The organism is Streptomyces sp. NPDC045701 (genome assembly GCF_056432045.1).
Genome location: NZ_JBWKJV010000037.1, coordinates 14,976 through 30,790, shown reverse-complemented (window position 1 = coordinate 30,790; position 15,815 = coordinate 14,976). Strand labels below are relative to the sequence as shown.

At 70.2% G+C, this 15,815-nt stretch carries 17 protein-coding genes; all 17 read left to right on the top strand.

Features of this window, described 5'->3' with window-relative positions; translation table 11 throughout:
• Window positions 1-25: 25 nt before the first annotated feature.
• The 17 genes from prfA (at window position 26) to AC07DW_RS27350 (ending at window position 15,813) form a co-directional block, all read left to right on the top strand.
• Window positions 26-1,105 carry a peptide chain release factor 1 gene (gene prfA, locus AC07DW_RS27430; protein WP_478860360.1) on the top strand — a complete coding sequence of 360 codons (1,080 nt, stop codon included), beginning with the start codon at window positions 26-28 and terminating at the stop codon, window positions 1,103-1,105.
• Between the two features lie 46 nt (window positions 1,106-1,151).
• The gene (prmC, locus tag AC07DW_RS27425) at window positions 1,152-2,033 is read left to right on the top strand and encodes a peptide chain release factor N(5)-glutamine methyltransferase (RefSeq protein ID WP_478860359.1); all 882 of its coding nucleotides are present in this window, start codon (window positions 1,152-1,154) and stop codon (window positions 2,031-2,033) included.
• A 28-nt stretch (window positions 2,034-2,061) separates the two neighbouring features.
• On the top strand, window positions 2,062-2,709 hold the full coding sequence (locus tag AC07DW_RS27420) for an L-threonylcarbamoyladenylate synthase (protein ID WP_478860358.1): 648 nt from the start codon (window positions 2,062-2,064) through the stop codon (window positions 2,707-2,709).
• Window positions 2,706-3,344 (top strand): arsenate reductase/protein-tyrosine-phosphatase family protein, encoded by a 639-nt coding sequence (locus AC07DW_RS27415; RefSeq protein WP_478860357.1) that lies wholly within the window; start codon window positions 2,706-2,708, stop codon window positions 3,342-3,344. The genes AC07DW_RS27420 and AC07DW_RS27415 overlap by 4 nt, the downstream gene beginning before the upstream one ends.
• Before the next feature lie 254 nt (window positions 3,345-3,598).
• Window positions 3,599-4,852, top strand: a complete 1,254-nt coding sequence (locus AC07DW_RS27410; RefSeq protein ID WP_478860356.1) for a serine hydroxymethyltransferase — start codon at window positions 3,599-3,601, stop codon at window positions 4,850-4,852.
• 106 nt (window positions 4,853-4,958) lie between these two features.
• Window positions 4,959-6,284 carry an MraY family glycosyltransferase gene (locus tag AC07DW_RS27405; protein WP_478860355.1) on the top strand — a complete coding sequence of 442 codons (1,326 nt, stop codon included), beginning with the start codon at window positions 4,959-4,961 and terminating at the stop codon, window positions 6,282-6,284.
• Window positions 6,285-6,546: 262 nt separating this feature from the next.
• Window positions 6,547-6,984, top strand: a complete 438-nt coding sequence (locus tag AC07DW_RS27400) for a hypothetical protein (RefSeq protein WP_478860354.1) — start codon at window positions 6,547-6,549, stop codon at window positions 6,982-6,984.
• Window positions 6,985-7,209: 225 nt separating this feature from the next.
• Window positions 7,210-8,022, top strand: coding sequence for a F0F1 ATP synthase subunit A (gene atpB / locus AC07DW_RS27395; protein WP_478860353.1), 813 nt, complete (start codon window positions 7,210-7,212; stop codon window positions 8,020-8,022).
• Window positions 8,023-8,109: 87 nt separating this feature from the next.
• The gene (gene atpE / locus AC07DW_RS27390; protein WP_010474382.1) at window positions 8,110-8,343 is read left to right on the top strand and encodes an ATP synthase F0 subunit C; all 234 of its coding nucleotides are present in this window, start codon (window positions 8,110-8,112) and stop codon (window positions 8,341-8,343) included.
• A 41-nt stretch (window positions 8,344-8,384) separates the two neighbouring features.
• Complete coding sequence (locus AC07DW_RS27385) at window positions 8,385-8,930, top strand: F0F1 ATP synthase subunit B (RefSeq protein WP_064071834.1); 546 nt, start codon at window positions 8,385-8,387, stop codon at window positions 8,928-8,930.
• Entirely contained in the window at window positions 8,927-9,742 is an 816-nt protein-coding gene (locus tag AC07DW_RS27380) for a F0F1 ATP synthase subunit delta (protein ID WP_478860352.1), read from the top strand. Before AC07DW_RS27385 ends, AC07DW_RS27380 begins: the two co-directional genes overlap by 4 nt.
• Window positions 9,743-9,869: 127 nt before the next feature.
• Window positions 9,870-11,468, top strand: a complete 1,599-nt coding sequence (atpA, locus tag AC07DW_RS27375; protein ID WP_478860351.1) for a F0F1 ATP synthase subunit alpha — start codon at window positions 9,870-9,872, stop codon at window positions 11,466-11,468.
• A gap of 20 nt (window positions 11,469-11,488) precedes the next feature.
• Window positions 11,489-12,421, top strand: a complete 933-nt coding sequence (locus AC07DW_RS27370) for a F0F1 ATP synthase subunit gamma (RefSeq protein ID WP_478860350.1) — start codon at window positions 11,489-11,491, stop codon at window positions 12,419-12,421.
• Window positions 12,421-13,863, top strand: coding sequence for a F0F1 ATP synthase subunit beta (atpD, locus tag AC07DW_RS27365; RefSeq protein ID WP_478860349.1), 1,443 nt, complete (start codon window positions 12,421-12,423; stop codon window positions 13,861-13,863). Before AC07DW_RS27370 ends, atpD begins: the two co-directional genes overlap by 1 nt.
• 156 nt (window positions 13,864-14,019) lie before the next feature.
• On the top strand, window positions 14,020-14,394 hold the full coding sequence (locus AC07DW_RS27360; protein WP_478860348.1) for a F0F1 ATP synthase subunit epsilon: 375 nt from the start codon (window positions 14,020-14,022) through the stop codon (window positions 14,392-14,394).
• A gap of 123 nt (window positions 14,395-14,517) precedes the next feature.
• On the top strand, window positions 14,518-14,997 hold the full coding sequence (locus tag AC07DW_RS27355; RefSeq protein WP_478860347.1) for a DUF2550 domain-containing protein: 480 nt from the start codon (window positions 14,518-14,520) through the stop codon (window positions 14,995-14,997).
• A 63-nt stretch (window positions 14,998-15,060) separates the two neighbouring features.
• Window positions 15,061-15,813 carry a 4'-phosphopantetheinyl transferase family protein gene (locus tag AC07DW_RS27350; protein ID WP_478860346.1) on the top strand — a complete coding sequence of 251 codons (753 nt, stop codon included), beginning with the start codon at window positions 15,061-15,063 and terminating at the stop codon, window positions 15,811-15,813.
• Window positions 15,814-15,815: the final 2 nt, after the last annotated feature.

Below are 15,815 nucleotides of genomic sequence, written 5' to 3'. Positions count from 1 at the left end.
CTTTCGCGAAAACCAGGAGCCCCCGATGTTCGAGGCGGTCGAGGAACTGATCGGCGAGCACGCCGATCTCGAGAAGAAGCTTGCCGACCCTTCGGTCCACGCCGACCAGGCCAACGCCCGCAAGCTCAACAAGCGCTACGCCGAGCTGACCCCGATCGTCGGCACGTACCGCTCCTGGAAGCAGACCGGCGAGGACATCGAGACGGCCCGCGAGTACGCCGCGATCGACCCCGACTTCACCGCCGAGGTCAAGGAGCTGGAGAAGCAGCGCGAGGAGCTGACCGACAAGCTGCGGCTGCTGCTCGTCCCGCGCGACCCCAGCGACGACAAGGACGTCATCCTGGAGATCAAGGCGGGCGCGGGCGGCGACGAGTCCGCCCTGTTCGCCGGTGACCTGCTGCGCATGTACCTGCGGTACGCCGAGCGCGTCGGCTGGAAGACCGAGATCATCGACGCCACCGAGTCCGAGCTCGGCGGCTACAAGGACGTCCAGGTCGCCGTGAAGACCAAGGGCGGCAACGGCGCGACCGAGCCCGGCCAGGGCGTCTGGGCGCGCCTGAAGTACGAGGGCGGGGTGCACCGCGTGCAGCGCGTGCCCGCCACCGAGTCGCAGGGCCGTATCCACACCTCCGCCGCCGGTGTCCTGGTGACGCCCGAGGCCGAGGAGATCGACGTCGAGATCCACGCCAACGACCTGCGCATCGACGTCTACCGGTCCTCCGGGCCCGGCGGCCAGTCCGTCAACACGACCGACTCCGCCGTACGCATCACCCACCTGCCGACCGGCATCGTCGCCTCCTGCCAGAACGAGAAGAGCCAGCTCCAGAACAAGGAGCAGGCCATGCGCATCCTGCGCTCCCGGCTGCTGGCCGCCGCGCAGGAGGAGGCCGAGAAGAACGCCGCCGACGCGCGCCGCAGCCAGGTGCGCACCGTCGACCGGTCCGAGAAGATCCGCACGTACAACTTCCCGGAGAACCGGATCTCGGACCACCGGGTCGGCTTCAAGGCGTACAACTTGGACCAGGTGCTCGACGGTGAGCTCGACGCGGTGATCCAGGCGTGTGTCGACGCCGACTCCGCCGCGAAGCTCGCCGCCGCCCAGTAACCGGCACCCGTCACACCCGCACACCCGCTCAGCTCGGAGGACCAGCGTGCAGCAACATTTTGGGGGGCGACCCCCAAGCCCCCGCAGTGTGCTGCTTGCCGAGGTGGCCCAGGCCACCCAGCGGCTGGCCGACGCCGGCGTGCCGTCCCCGCGCTTCGACGCGGAGGAGCTCGCCGCGTTCGTGCACGGCGTCAAGCGGGGCGAGCTGCACAACGTCAAGGACGCCGACTTCGACGCCCGCTACTGGGAGACCGTCGCCCGCCGCGAGGCCCGCGAGCCGCTCCAGCACATCACCGGGCGGGCGTTCTTCCGCTACCTGGAGCTTCAGGTGGGACCCGGCGTCTTCGTGCCGCGCCCCGAGACCGAGTCGGTCGTCGGGTGGGCCATAGACGCCGTACGGGCGATGGACGTCGTCGAGCCGCTGATCGTCGACCTGTGCTCCGGCTCCGGCGCCATCGCGCTCGCCATGGCCCAGGAGGTGCCGCGCTCCCGGGTGCACGCCGTCGAGCTGTCCGAGGACGCCCTGGTGTGGACCCGCAGGAACGCCGAGGGGTCCAGGGTCACCGTCCACCAGGGCGACGCCCTGACCGCCCTGCCGGAGCTCGACGGTCAGGTCGACCTGGTCATCTCCAACCCCCCGTACATCCCTCTCACCGAGTGGGAGTACGTCGCGCCCGAGGCCCGCGACCACGACCCGGAGATGGCGCTCTTCTCCGGCGAGGACGGTCTCGACACCATCCGGGGCATCGAGCGCACCGCCCACCGGCTGCTGCGTCCCGGCGGCCTCGTGGTCGTCGAGCACGCCGACACGCAGGGCGGCCAGGTGCCGTGGATCTTCAACGAGGAGGCCGGCTGGGCGGACGCCGCCGACCACCCCGACCTGAACAACCGCCCGCGCTTCGCGACCGCGCGCAAGGCGACCCCATGACAGAGCACGTGTACGAGGAGGCCCGCTGATGGCACGGCGATACGACTGCAACGACGCGACCGACCGCACGACCGGCCTGCGTGAGGCCGCGTCCGCCGTCCGCCGCGGCGAGCTCGTCGTGCTGCCCACCGACACCGTGTACGGGATCGGTGCCGACGCCTTCGGCGCGGAGGCCGTCGCGGACCTGCTGGCGGCCAAGGGCCGGGGCCGCGACATGCCCACCCCCGTCCTGATCGGCTCCCCGAACACCCTGCACGGCCTGGTCACGGACTTCTCCGAGCAGGCGTGGGAGCTCGTCGACGCCTTCTGGCCCGGTGCCCTGACGCTGGTCGCCCGGCACCAGCCGTCCCTCCAGTGGGACCTCGGCGACACCCGCGGCACCGTCGCGATCCGGATGCCGCTGCACCCGGTCGCCATCGAGCTGCTCACCGACGTCGGCCCGATGGCCGTCTCCTCGGCCAACCTGACCGGCCACCCGGCGCCGGAGGACTGCGACGCCGCGCAGGGCATGCTCGGCGACTCCGTGTCGGTGTACCTCGACGGCGGCCCGACGCCGGGCATCGTCCCGTCGTCGATCGTCGACGTCACCGGCAAGGTCCCCGTCCTGCTGCGGGCGGGCGCCCTGTCCGTCGACGAGCTGCGCAAGGTGGTACCCGACCTCGAGGTGGCCAATTGACCGCCCCTGAGGGGCGTGGCATAGGCACGGACACGTCGTTCCGGATCCTCCACGTCAGCACCGGCAACGTCTGCCGCTCGCCGATCACCGAGCGGCTGACCCGCCATGCCCTGTGCGACCGCCTGGGCGACCCGCTGGGCGGCGGCCTGATCGTGGAGAGCGCCGGCACCTGGGGCCACGAGGGCGCCCCCATGGAGGCGAACGCCGAGATCGTCCTCGCCGACTTCGGCGCGGACGCGAGCGGCTTCGTGGGCCGCGAACTGCTCGACGAGCACGTCATCCGCGCCGACCTGGTGCTGACGGCGACCCGGGACCACCGCGCCCAGGTCATCTCGATGGGCCACTCGGCGGGCCTGCGGACGTTCACCCTCAAGGAGTTCACCCGGCTGGTCCGGGCGATAGATCCGGCCACCCTGCCGGACCCGCTCAGCGACGGCATGGTCGAACGCGCCCGCGCCCTGGTGCGCGCCGCGGCCGCCCTGCGCGGCTGGCTCCTGGCGCCCAGCGCGGAGGCGGACGAGGTCAACGACCCGTACGGCGCCCCCATCACGTTCTTCCGCTCCATCGGCGACGAGATCCAGCAGGCGCTGGACCCGGTGGTCACGGCCCTGACGGGCGTCCCGACGCGCCGGTGACCCAGGGCCGGCGCCGAAAGGCCCCGGCGAGCCTCCCCGCCCCCGCGCGGCCCCGTGCCGTGCTGACCCGGCCCCGTGCTGACCCCTCAGCCCTGTGCGCCGCGGTGTACCGCCGCCCTCGCCCGCTCCTGCCTCACCCGCCCCGTACCGCCCCCGCCCGTCGGCGTGCCCCTCACGGGCGTTCCCACCCGGCGGGGAGCGGCGGGCGGGCCTACATTGGGTGTGACGGGGCCCGCCCACGCCTGGAGCCACTGATGCCGGTCACCGCTGCTGCCGCCGCTGTGCGCGAGCCGAACGCGCACGGGGCGGACGCCGACGTCCTGCGGCGGCAGGACCCCGAGATCGCCGACGTACTGGTGGGGGAGGTGCGGCGGCAGGCCGACAGCCTCCAGCTGATCGCCGCCGAGAACTTCGTCTCGCCCGCCGTGCTGGCCGCGCTGGGGTCGCCGCTCGCCAACAAGTACGCCGAGGGGTATCCCGGCGCCCGCTACCACGGCGGCTGCGAGTACGTGGACACCGCCGAGCGGATCGCCGTCCGGCGGGCCACCGAGCTGTTCGGGGCCGAGCACGCGAACGTCCAGTCGCACTCCGGCTCCTCGGCCGTCCTCGCCGCCTACGCGGCGCTGCTGCGGCCCGGGGACACGGTGCTGGCGATGGGCCTGGCCCACGGCGGGCACCTCACGCACGGGTCGCCGGCCAACTTCTCCGGCCGCTGGTTCGACTTCGTCCCGTACGGCGTGGACGCCGAGTCCGGGCTCATCGACTACGAGCAGGTCCGGGTGCTGGCGCACGAGCACCGCCCGAAGGCGATCGTGTGTGGCTCGATCTCGTACCCCCGGCACATCGACTACGCCGAGTTCCGCGAGATCGCCGACGAGGTCGGGGCCTGCCTCGTCGCCGACGTGGCCGGCGGATCGGCGCCCAACCCCGTGCCGTACGCCGACGTCGTCTGCGCGACCACGCACAAGGTGCTGCGCGGCCCGCGCGGCGGCATGCTCCTGTGCGGCGGCGAACTGGCCGAGCGCATCGACCGGGCGGTGTTCCCGTTCACGCAGGGCGGCGCACAGATGCACACGATCGCCGCCAAGGCGGTGGCCTTCGGGGAGGCGGCGACACCGGAGTTCGCGGCGTACACCCGCCAGGTGGTGGCCAATGCGCGGGCCCTCGCCGCCGCGCTCGCCCGTGCGGGACTCCTCATCACCACCGGGGGCACCGACACCCACCTGATCACCGCCGACCCGGCGCCCCTGGGCGTCGACGGGCGGGCCGCCAGGGCCCGTCTCGCGGCCGCCGGGATCGTCCTGGACACCTGCGCGCTGCCGTACGGGGACGGGCGCGGCATCCGGCTCGGCACGGCCGCCGTGACGACCCAGGGCATGGGCGCGGCGGACATGGAGCGGATCGCGGACCTGTTCGCGGCGGCGCTGCGGGAGGATCCGGACGCGGCCGGAAGGGTCCGTGCCGAGGTGCGGGAACTGGCCGACCGATATCCACCGTATCGGGGGTAGAAGGACACCTGTGCAACCGCCGACGGCACCCGCGTGTCCTCGACCATGGGGACGGCAGAGCTAGGGTGTGGGGCTGAGATGGCCAGCGATTCCTGTGGGGCAGCCCGTGCGTGATTACCTGCTGACGCTCTGTGTCACGGCCGCGGTGACCTATCTGCTCACCGGTCCGGTGCGGAAGTTCGCCATCGCGGCCGGAGCGATGCCGGAGATCCGCGCCCGCGACGTGCACCGAGAACCGACACCGAGGCTCGGCGGCATCGCCATGTTCTTCGGGCTGTGCGCGGGCCTGCTGGTCGCGGACCACCTGCCGAACCTCAACAGCGTCTTCGAGCTGTCCAACGAGCCGCGCGCGCTGCTCTCCGGCGCCGCCCTGATCTGGCTGATCGGCGTCCTGGACGACAAGTTCGAGATCGACGCCCTGATCAAGCTCGGCGGCCAGATGATCGCCGCGGGTGTGATGGTCATGCAGGGTCTGACGATCCTGTGGCTGCCCATCCCGGGCATCGGCACGGTGGCGCTGACGCAGTGGCAGGGCACCCTCCTGACGGTCGCCCTGGTCGTCATCACCATCAACGCCGTGAACTTCGTCGACGGCCTCGACGGCCTGGCCGCCGGCATGGTGTGCATCGCCGCCGCCGCGTTCTTCCTGTACGCGTACCGGATCTGGTACGGCTTCACGATCGAGGCCGCCGCCCCGGCCACACTGTTCGCGGTGATCCTGATGGGCATGTGCCTGGGTTTCCTGCCGCACAACATGCACCCGGCGCGCATCTTCATGGGCGACTCCGGTTCGATGCTGATCGGCCTGGTGCTGGCGGCGTCGGCCATCTCGATCACCGGCCAGGTCGACCCGGACGCGCTGAAGATCTTCGAGGGGTCGACCCGCGAGGCCACGCACGCCGCGCTCCCGGTCTTCATCCCGCTGCTGCTGCCGCTGACGATCATCGCGATCCCGGTGGCCGACCTGGTGCTGGCGATCGTGCGGCGGACGTGGAACGGCCAGTCGCCGTTCGCCGCCGACCGCGGGCACCTGCACCACCGGTTGCTGGAGATCGGCCACTCGCACAGCCGGGCCGTGCTGATCATGTACTTCTGGTCGGCGCTGATCGCCTTCGGGACGCTGGCGTACTCGGTGCACTCGGCCTCGATGTGGATCGTGATGGTCATCGTGGCGCTGAGCGCCATCGGCCTGGTGCTCCTGCTGCTGCCGCGGTTCACGCCGCGGGCCCCGCGCTGGGCCGAGTCGTTCGTCCCGCCCCGCTACCGCCGCCGCGGGACACAGCCGGCGGCGCCCGCGGCCGAGGCGTCGCCCTCGGACGAGGCGGAGGGGGCGCAGGAGCGGGTCCCCGTCCCGGCGGGGGTCAACGGCGCGACCGCGCTCAGCGCCCTTCCCGAGCTCCACGACCGGCGGAAGGCCGGAACGCGCGGTTGACGACGGTGCCGGATCGGGCCATACCAGACAAACCATCCCGCTGTCCTGCACACACGCGCAGGGTCACTCTCATGTGTGAGAGTCAGCACACCCCTGGGTAAAGACCTCATCAAATAGTTTGTGATACCGTTCACGAGACCCGGCGACAGAGTCGAAGGACCGTAGTGCGACGGTTCCTCGGACCCCGAGAGCACGCCTCGGACCGGGCTTACGCTCGTCCATGACGACACCACTGCCCCCACCAGCAAGCGGAGATGCCGCCATGCCGTCCAATGACGTCCGCACCCTCCTGCAGACCGCCGTACCCACCCTTGCCGTCGGCGCGATCGCGACCGTCGTCAGCGGTGTGGTCGCCGGTGGCAAGGGGGCGATCGGCGCGGTGGTCGGGACGCTCGTGGTCGTCCTCTTCATGGGCGTGGGCCTGGTGGTGCTCCAGCGGACGGCGAAGTCGCTGCCGCAGCTCTTCCAGGCCATGGGGCTGATGCTCTACGCGGCCCAGTTGCTGCTGCTCTTCATCTTCCTCGCCCTGCTCAAGAACACCACGCTGTTCGACTTCAAGGCATTCGCCTTCACCCTGCTCGCGACGACCGTCGTCTGGGTCGCGGCGCAGGCCCGCGCCTACATGAAGGCCAAGATCCTCTACGTCGAGCCCTCGTCCGACAAGGGCGCCAAGTCCGAGAAGACGGGGCAGTCGACGTGAGGGGTAGGGCCGGGATAAATGCTCGTTCGCGTTGCTGCTATCGTCCGGTGCCAACTGCGGCACTGCGGGCGCGGCCATCCGAGCTGACGCCTGTTCCAGCGCGAGGCTCGACGCCGAACCGCCGCCCCCCCATCCGTAAGACCAGTCCAGTGCCGAACCGCGGCTGCGTGCCGCGCCGACACAACGAGGTTGCCGTACCTATGCGCCACGCTGAAGGAGCCCGCGGTGAGTGCTGACCAGACGCTTGCCTTCGACCCGAGCTGTCACCTCTTCATCGAGGGATGTGGCTTTCCGGCGCCGGGCCTCCACACCTTCCTGTACGAGCCCATCGCCACCATCGGCGGCTTCGAGTTCACGAAGCCGATGCTGCTGGCCCTGCTCGGATCGATCGCGATCGTCGCGTTCTTCTGGGCCGCCTTCGCCAAGCCGAAGCTGGTCCCGGGCAAGCTTCAGATGGTCGGTGAGGCCGGGTACGACTTCGTGCGCCGCGGCATCGTCTACGAGATCATCGGCAAGAAGGACGGCGAGAAGTACGTCCCCTTCATGGTGTCGCTGTTCTTCTTCGTCTGGATCATGAACCTCTGGTCGATCATTCCGCTCGCCCAGTTCCCGGTCACCTCGCTGATCGCCTTCCCGGCCGGTCTCGCCGCCATCGTCTACGTGATGTGGGTCGGCCTGACCTTCAAGAAGCACGGCTTCGTCGGCGGCTGGAAGAACATCCTCGGCTACGACAAGTCCCTCGGCGCGATCCTGCCGTTGATCATGGTGCTCGAGTTCTTCTCGAACCTGATCATCCGGCCGTTCACGCACGCGGTGCGACTCTTCGCGAACATGTTCGCCGGTCACCTGCTGATCGTCATGTTCTCCCTGGCGACCTGGTACCTGATGAACGGCCTCGGTTTCGTCTACGCCGGCGCCTCGTTCGTCATGGTCATCATCATGACGGCCTTCGAGCTCTTCATCCAGGCCGTTCAGGCGTACGTCTTCGTGCTCCTGGCCAGCAGCTACGTCCAGGGCGCGCTCTCCGAGCACCACTGAGCGGGCCTCGGCCCAGCCCAACCCCCTACCAACAGACGTCCGGTGGCCAACCCCCACCGGGTCCTTGAAAGAGAAGGAAGAACCGGCATGTCCGCTCTCGAGACTCTCGCCGCTGTCAACGGAAACGTCGCCTCCATCGGCTACGGTCTGGCCGCGATCGGCCCCGGCGTCGGCGTCGGCATCATCTTCGGTAACGGCACCCAGGCCCTCGCCCGTCAGCCCGAGGCGGCCGGCCTGATCCGTACCAACCAGATCATGGGTTTCGCCTTCTGTGAGGCGCTCGCCCTCATCGGCATCGTCATGGGCTTCGTCTACAAGTAAGCCGGACCGACAGCCCAAACCCTTTCACGGAAGGCACTGATGTGAACGCTCTGTTCCTTGCGGCGGCGGAGGAGCCTCAGAATCCTCTGCTCCCGCATCTCGACGAGCTCGTCATCGGCCTGATCGCCTTCGCCATCGTCTTCGGCTTCCTCGCCAAGAAGCTCCTCCCGAACATCAACAAGGTTCTGGAGCAGCGCCGCGAGGCGATCGAGGGCGGTATCGAGGAGGCCGAGGCGGCCAAGATCGAGGCCCAGAGTGTGCTGGAGCAGTACAAGGCTCAGCTCGCCGAGGCCCGCCACGAGGCCGCGCGGCTGCGTCAGGAGGCGCAGGAGCAGGGCACCGCGATCATCCAGGAGATGAAGGCGGAAGGCCAGCGCCAGCGCGAGGAGATCATCGCGGCCGGCCACGCCCAGATCGAGGCCGACCGCAAGGCCGCGGCGACCGCGCTGCGCCAGGACGTGGGCAAGCTCGCCACCGACCTGGCCGGCAAGCTGGTCGGCGAGTCCCTCGAGGACGTCGCCCGCCAGAGCCGCACCATCGACCGCTTCCTCGACGAGCTCGAGGAGAAGGCCGAGGCCGCCCGATGAACGGAGCGAGCCGCGAGGCACTGGCTGCCGCGCGCGAGCGCCTCGACGCGCTGACCGACAACACGTCGGTCGACGCGGCGACGCTCGCCGGTGAGCTGGCCGCCGTTACCGCGCTGCTCGACCGCGAGGTGTCGCTGCGTCGGGTCCTGACCGACCCGGCGCAGGCCGGCGAGGCCAAGGCCGCGCTGGCCACGCGACTGCTGAGCGGTCAGGTGGGCGGGGAAGCCGTCGACCTGGTCTCCGGCATGGTGCGGTCCCGCTGGTCGTCCTCGCGTGACCTCGTCGACTCCGTCGAGGAGCTGGCGAACACCGCGGACCTCACCGCGGCGCAGCGGGCCGGCGTGCTCGACGGCGTGGAGGACGAGCTGTTCCGGTTCGGCCGGATCGTCTCGTCCAGCACCGGGCTGCGGGCCGCGCTGACCGACAAGGCGGCCACCGGCTCCGCCAAGAGCGAGCTGCTGCGCAGCCTGCTCGGCGGCAAGGCCGACCCGGCCACCGAGCGACTGATCGTGCGTCTCGTGACCCAGCCCCGGGGACGTAGCCTGGAAGCGGGACTCGAGTCCCTGTCCAAGCTCGCCGCGGCGCGCCGGGACCGGATGGTCGCGGTCGTCACCTCGGCGGTGCCGCTGAGCGACCGGCAGAAGCAGCGCCTCGGCGATGTGCTGGCCAAGCTCTACGGCCGCCGGATGCACCTGAACCTGGACGTGGACCCCACGGTCCTCGGCGGGATCTCGGTGCGGGTCGGCGACGAGGTCGTCAACGGCACCGTCGTCAGCCGTCTCGACGAGGCGGCCCGGCGACTCGCCGGCTGACCAGCAGTAACTCAACAAGCGTTACCTACGGCCCGGTTGGGCCGTGCAGAGGATGCAGAAGTTCTGGGGGGAGCCCCCAGATCCCCCAAAGATACTTCGGGCCCAACAAGGAGAGCAGGGAACCCAGATGGCGGAGCTCACGATCCGGCCGGAGGAGATCCGGGACGCGCTGGAGAACTTTGTCCAGTCGTACAAGCCGGACGCGGCCTCGCGCGAGGAGGTCGGTACGGTCAGCCTTGCCGGCGACGGCATCGCGAAGGTCGAGGGTCTGCCCTCGGCCATGGCGAACGAGCTGCTGAAGTTCGAGGACGGCACCCTCGGCCTCGCCCTCAACCTCGAGGAGCGCGAGATCGGTGCCATTGTCCTCGGCGAGTTCAGCGGCATCGAGGAGGGCCAGTCGGTCACCCGCACCGGCGAGGTCCTGTCCGTCGCCGTCGGCGAGGGCTACCTGGGCCGGGTCGTCGACCCGCTCGGCACCCCGATCGACGGTCTCGGCGAGATCGCGACCGAGGGCCGCCGCGCCCTCGAACTGCAGGCACCCACGGTCATGCAGCGCAAGTCGGTGCACGAGCCGATGGAGACCGGCTACAAGGCCGTCGACGCCATGACCCCGATCGGCCGTGGTCAGCGTCAGCTGATCATCGGTGACCGCCAGACCGGCAAGACCGCCCTGGCCGTCGACACGATCATCAACCAGCGCGACAACTGGCGCTCGGGCGACCCGAAGAAGCAGGTCCGCTGCATCTACGTCGCCATCGGCCAGAAGGGCTCCACCATCGCGTCCGTGCGCGGCGCGCTGGAGGAGGCCGGTGCCCTGGAGTACACGACCATCGTCGCCGCCCCGGCGTCCGACCCGGCCGGCTTCAAGTACCTGGCGCCCTACACCGGCTCCGCCATCGGTCAGCACTGGATGTACCAGGGCAAGCACGTCCTGATCATCTTCGACGACCTGTCGAAGCAGGCCGACGCCTACCGTGCCGTCTCCCTGCTGCTGCGCCGCCCGCCGGGCCGCGAGGCCTACCCGGGTGACGTCTTCTACCTGCACTCGCGTCTGCTGGAGCGCTGCGCCAAGCTCTCCGACGACATGGGCGCCGGTTCGATGACGGGTCTGCCGATCGTCGAGACCAAGGCCAACGACGTCTCGGCGTTCATCCCGACCAACGTCATCTCCATCACCGACGGCCAGTGCTTCCTGGAGTCCGACCTGTTCAACGCCGGTCAGCGTCCGGCCCTGAACGTCGGTATCTCGGTCTCCCGTGTCGGTGGCTCCGCCCAGCACAAGGCGATGCGCCAGGTCTCCGGCCGGCTGCGCGTGGACCTCGCCCAGTTCCGCGAGCTGGAGGCGTTCGCCGCCTTCGGTTCGGACCTGGACGCCGCGTCGAAGGCTTCGCTGGAGCGCGGCAAGCGCATGGTCGAGCTGCTGAAGCAGCCCCAGTACCAGCCGATGCCGACCGAGAACCAGGTCGTCTCCGTCTGGGCCGGTACCACGGGCAAGATGGACGACGTGCCGGTCGCGGACATCCGCCGCTTCGAGAGCGAGCTGCTGGACTTCCTGCACCGCGAGCACAAGGGGCTGATGACCTCGATCCGCGAGGGCGCGAAGATGTCGGACGACACCCTCACGGCCGTCGCCGACGCCATCGCCGCCTTCAAGAGGCAGTTCGAGACCTCGGACGGGAAGCTGCTGGCCGAGGACGCCCCGGCCGCCGCCAACGCCTCGAAGTGACGACGGAAGGGACCTGACTCATGGGAGCGCAGCTCCGGGTCTACAAGCGTCGCATCAAATCCGTCACGGCGACCAAGAAGATCACCAAGGCGATGGAGATGATCGCCGCCTCGCGCATCGTCAAGGCGCAGCGCAAGGTGGCGGCCTCGACGCCGTACGCGACCGAGCTCATCCGCGCGGTCACCGCGGTGGCCACCGGGTCGAACACCAACCACCCGCTGACCACCGAGACGGACAACCCGACGCGGGCCGCGGTCCTGCTCATCACGAGCGACCGCGGTCTGGCCGGCGGTTACTCGTCCAACGCCATCAAGGCGGCGGACCAGCTCACCGAGCGGCTGCGCGGCGAGGGCAAGGAGGTCGACACGTACATCGTCGGCCGCAAGGGTGTCGCCTACTACGGCTTCCGCGAGCGCAAGGTCGCGGAGTCGTGGACCGGCTTCACCGACAGCCCGAGCTACGCGGACGCCAAGAAGGTCGCCGCGCCCCTCATCGAAGCCGTCACGACGGAGACGGCCGAGGGCGGGGTCGACGAGCTGCACATCGTCTTCACGGAATTCGTGTCGATGATGACGCAGACGCCCGTGCAGAACCGGATGCTCCCGCTCAGCCTCACAGCGACAGCAGCGGCTGACGCCGCGGAGCAGACCGGGACCAAGGGCGAGATCCTTCCGCTGTTCGACTTCGAGCCGTCGGCCGAGGACGTCCTCGACGCCCTGCTGCCGCGGTACGTCGAGAGCCGCATCTACAACGCACTGCTGCAGGCCGCCGCTTCCGAGCACGCTGCCCGCCGCCGCGCGATGAAGTCGGCGACCGACAACGCCGGAGACCTGATCAACAGCCTCTCCCGGCTTGCCAACGCGGCCCGCCAGGCCGAAATCACCCAGGAAATCAGCGAGATCGTCGGTGGCGCGAGCGCCCTGGCCGACGCGACCGCGGGGAGTGACAAGTAATGACCACCACTGTTGAGACGGCCACGGCGACGGGCCGCGTCGCGCGGGTCATCGGCCCGGTCGTCGACGTGGAGTTCCCCGTCGACGCGATGCCGGAGATCTACAACGCGCTGCACGTCGAGGTTGCCGACCCGGCCGAGGACGGCAAGAAGAAGACGCTGACCCTGGAGGTCGCCCAGCACCTGGGTGACGGCCTGGTCCGCACCATCTCGATGCAGCCCACCGACGGCCTGGTCCGCCAGGCCACGGTGATCGACACGGGCGTCGGCATCTCGGTGCCGGTCGGCGACTTCACCAAGGGCAAGGTGTTCAACACCCTCGGTGAGGTGCTGAACCACCCCGAGGAGAACGCCAACGTCGGTGAGCGCTGGCCGATCCACCGCAAGGCCCCCGCCTTCGACCAGCTCGAGTCCAAGACCGAGATGTTCGAGACCGGCCTGAAGGTCGTCGACCTTCTCACCCCGTACGTCAAGGGTGGAAAGATCGGTCTGTTCGGTGGTGCCGGTGTCGGCAAGACCGTGCTGATCCAGGAAATGATCATGCGTGTCGCCAACCTCCACGAAGGCGTCTCCGTCTTCGCGGGCGTCGGTGAGCGCACCCGTGAGGGCAACGACCTCATCGCGGAGATGGAGGAGTCCGGCGTTCTGGACAAGACCGCGCTGGTCTTCGGCCAGATGGACGAGCCCCCGGGCACCCGTCTGCGCGTCGCCCTGGCCGGTCTGACCATGGCGGAGTACTTCCGCGATGTGCAGAAGCAGGACGTGCTCTTCTTCATCGACAACATCTTCCGGTTCACCCAGGCCGGTTCCGAGGTGTCCACCCTGCTCGGCCGTATGCCGTCTGCGGTGGGTTACCAGCCGAACCTGGCCGACGAGATGGGTCAGCTCCAGGAGCGCATCACCTCGACGCGCGGTCACTCGATCACCTCGATGCAGGCGATCTACGTCCCCGCGGACGACCTGACCGACCCGGCCCCGGCCACCACCTTCGCCCACCTCGACGCGACGACGGTTCTGTCCCGTCCGATCTCCGAGAAGGGCATCTACCCGGCCGTGGACCCGCTGGACTCCACGTCCCGGATCCTGGACCCGCGCTACATCGCGCAGGACCACTACGAGGCCGCCATGCGTGTCAAGGGGATCCTCCAGAAGTACAAGGACCTCCAGGACATCATCGCGATCCTCGGTATCGACGAGCTGGGCGAGGAGGACAAGCTCGTTGTCCACCGTGCCCGTCGCGTCGAGCGCTTCCTGTCCCAGAACACCCACGCCGCCAAGCAGTTCACCGGCGTGGACGGCTCGGACGTGCCGCTCGACGAGTCGATCGCCGCGTTCAACGCGATCTGCGACGGTGAGTACGACCACTTCCCCGAGCAGGCCTTCTTCATGTGCGGTGGTCTTGAGGACCTCAAGAAGAACGCCAAGGAGCTCGGCGTCTCCTGAGTCCCGTGACTCGTGAAGGGGGGCGGGCACGCGTCCTGCCCCCCTTCGTACGCCCCCGGTGTTTGACCGAGGGGCCCGGCGATCCATCGCCGGGCGCCCATTAGACTTATGACCCAACACCCGGCACACGCCGGGTGGTGACCCGAGGAGCCACCCTTGGCTGCTGAGCTGCACGTCGAGCTGGTCGCCGCGGACCGGAGTGTCTGGTCCGGCGGGGCCACCCTGGTCATCGCGCGCACCACGTCCGGCGACATCGGCGTCATGCCCGGCCACCAGCCGCTGCTCGGTGTGCTGGAGTCGGGCCCGGTGACCATCCGTACGAGCGAGGGCGGGACCATCGTCGCCGCCGTGCACGGCGGTTTCATCACGTTCGCGGACAATAAGCTGTCGCTGCTCGCCGAGATCGCCGAGCTTGCGGAAGAGATCGACCCCCAGCGCGCCGAGCGCGCGCTGGAGCGCGCGAAGGCCGAGTCGGACGCCGCCGCCGAGCGGCGCGCCGATGTCCGCCTCCGCGCGGTGGCGGTGCGCTAGCGCACCGCGCCGACAGTTGTGCCCTCAGCCGCGGCCCGGTCTGGAATCATCCAGAACGTGCCGCGGCTGAGGTCGATGCAGGTGCAGGTTGTATTTCGTTGAACGAACGATGCGAGGAGGTCGGTGGAGATGTTCCTCGCTCTGCTGGTGAGCGCCCTGGTCGTCGCCCTGGTGGTGATCGGGCTCTTCGTGTTCGGACTGCGCCGGCGGCTGATCCAGCGTTCCGGCGGCACCTTCGACTGCAGCCTGCGCTGGACCGTCCCGGACGCCGCTGACGCCGCCTCCCGCTCCGCCGGCGGTGCTCCCTCCGGCAAGGGGTGGGTGTACGGCGTCGCCCGCTACAGCGGCGACCGCGTCGCCTGGTTCCGCGTCTTCTCGTACGCGCCCCGTCCGCGCCGCGTCCTGGAGCGTTCCGGCATCGAGGTGCTGGCGCGCCGGATGCCGGAGGGTGAGGAGGAGCTGGCGCTGCTGTCCGACTCGGTGGTGCTGGGCTGCCTGCACCACGGGCATCATCTGGAGCTGGCGATGAGCGAGGACGCGCTCACCGGCTTCCTCGCCTGGCTGGAGGCGGCGCCTCCCGGCCAGCGGGTCAATGTCGCCTGACGCACGGGCCCCCGCTGGACGGGGGTACCCCCGGGCGCGGCTCCGGGGGAGGGGCGGCACGGCGTGAGCGCGGGCATACCGCGGGTGGCGGCGGGGGAGTGCCACGTCTGGTTCGCCGACGCCGTCCGCGTACCGGCGCTGCTGGAGCTGCTGGACGACCGGGAGCGAACCCGTCATGACGCCTTCGTCCGGGCCCAGGACCGCGCGCTGTACCTGACCGCGCACGCGCTGGCGCGGCAGCTCGTCGCGGCGCAGCTGGGCATCGAACCGCCGCGGGTGCGGTACGTCCAGGAGTGCCGGCACTGCGACCGGCCGGAGCCGCACGGGAAGCCACGGGTGGCGGGCGCCGGGCTGGAGCTGTCCTGGTCCCACTCGGGCGACCGGGTGGCGGTGGCGCTGTCGCTCGCCGGGCCGGTGGGCGTCGACGTGGAGGAGGTGGCCGGCGAGGGAAAGGCCGCGGAGCTGTCGGCGTTCGCGCTGTCGGCGGCGGAGCGGGCCGAGCTGGAGCGGCTGCCGGCCGGGGAGCGGACGCGGGGTTTCATCCGCTACTGGGCGCGGAAGGAAGCGGTCCTCAAGGCGACCGGGGACGGGCTCATGGTGGAGCCCGCCCTCCTCACGGTGAGCGCGCCGGACGCGCCGGCCGCGCTGCTGGAGTGGCGGGAGCGCGCGGAGCCGCACCTGCCGGTGCGGCTCCATGACCTCGACGCGGGTGACGGCTACCGGGCAGCGGTCGCCGTGCTGGGGCCCGAGTGCCGCGTGGTGCGTCACGAGGCCGGGTACGGCGGGGACGGCACCCTGTGCCACCCCCGCCGCTGAGT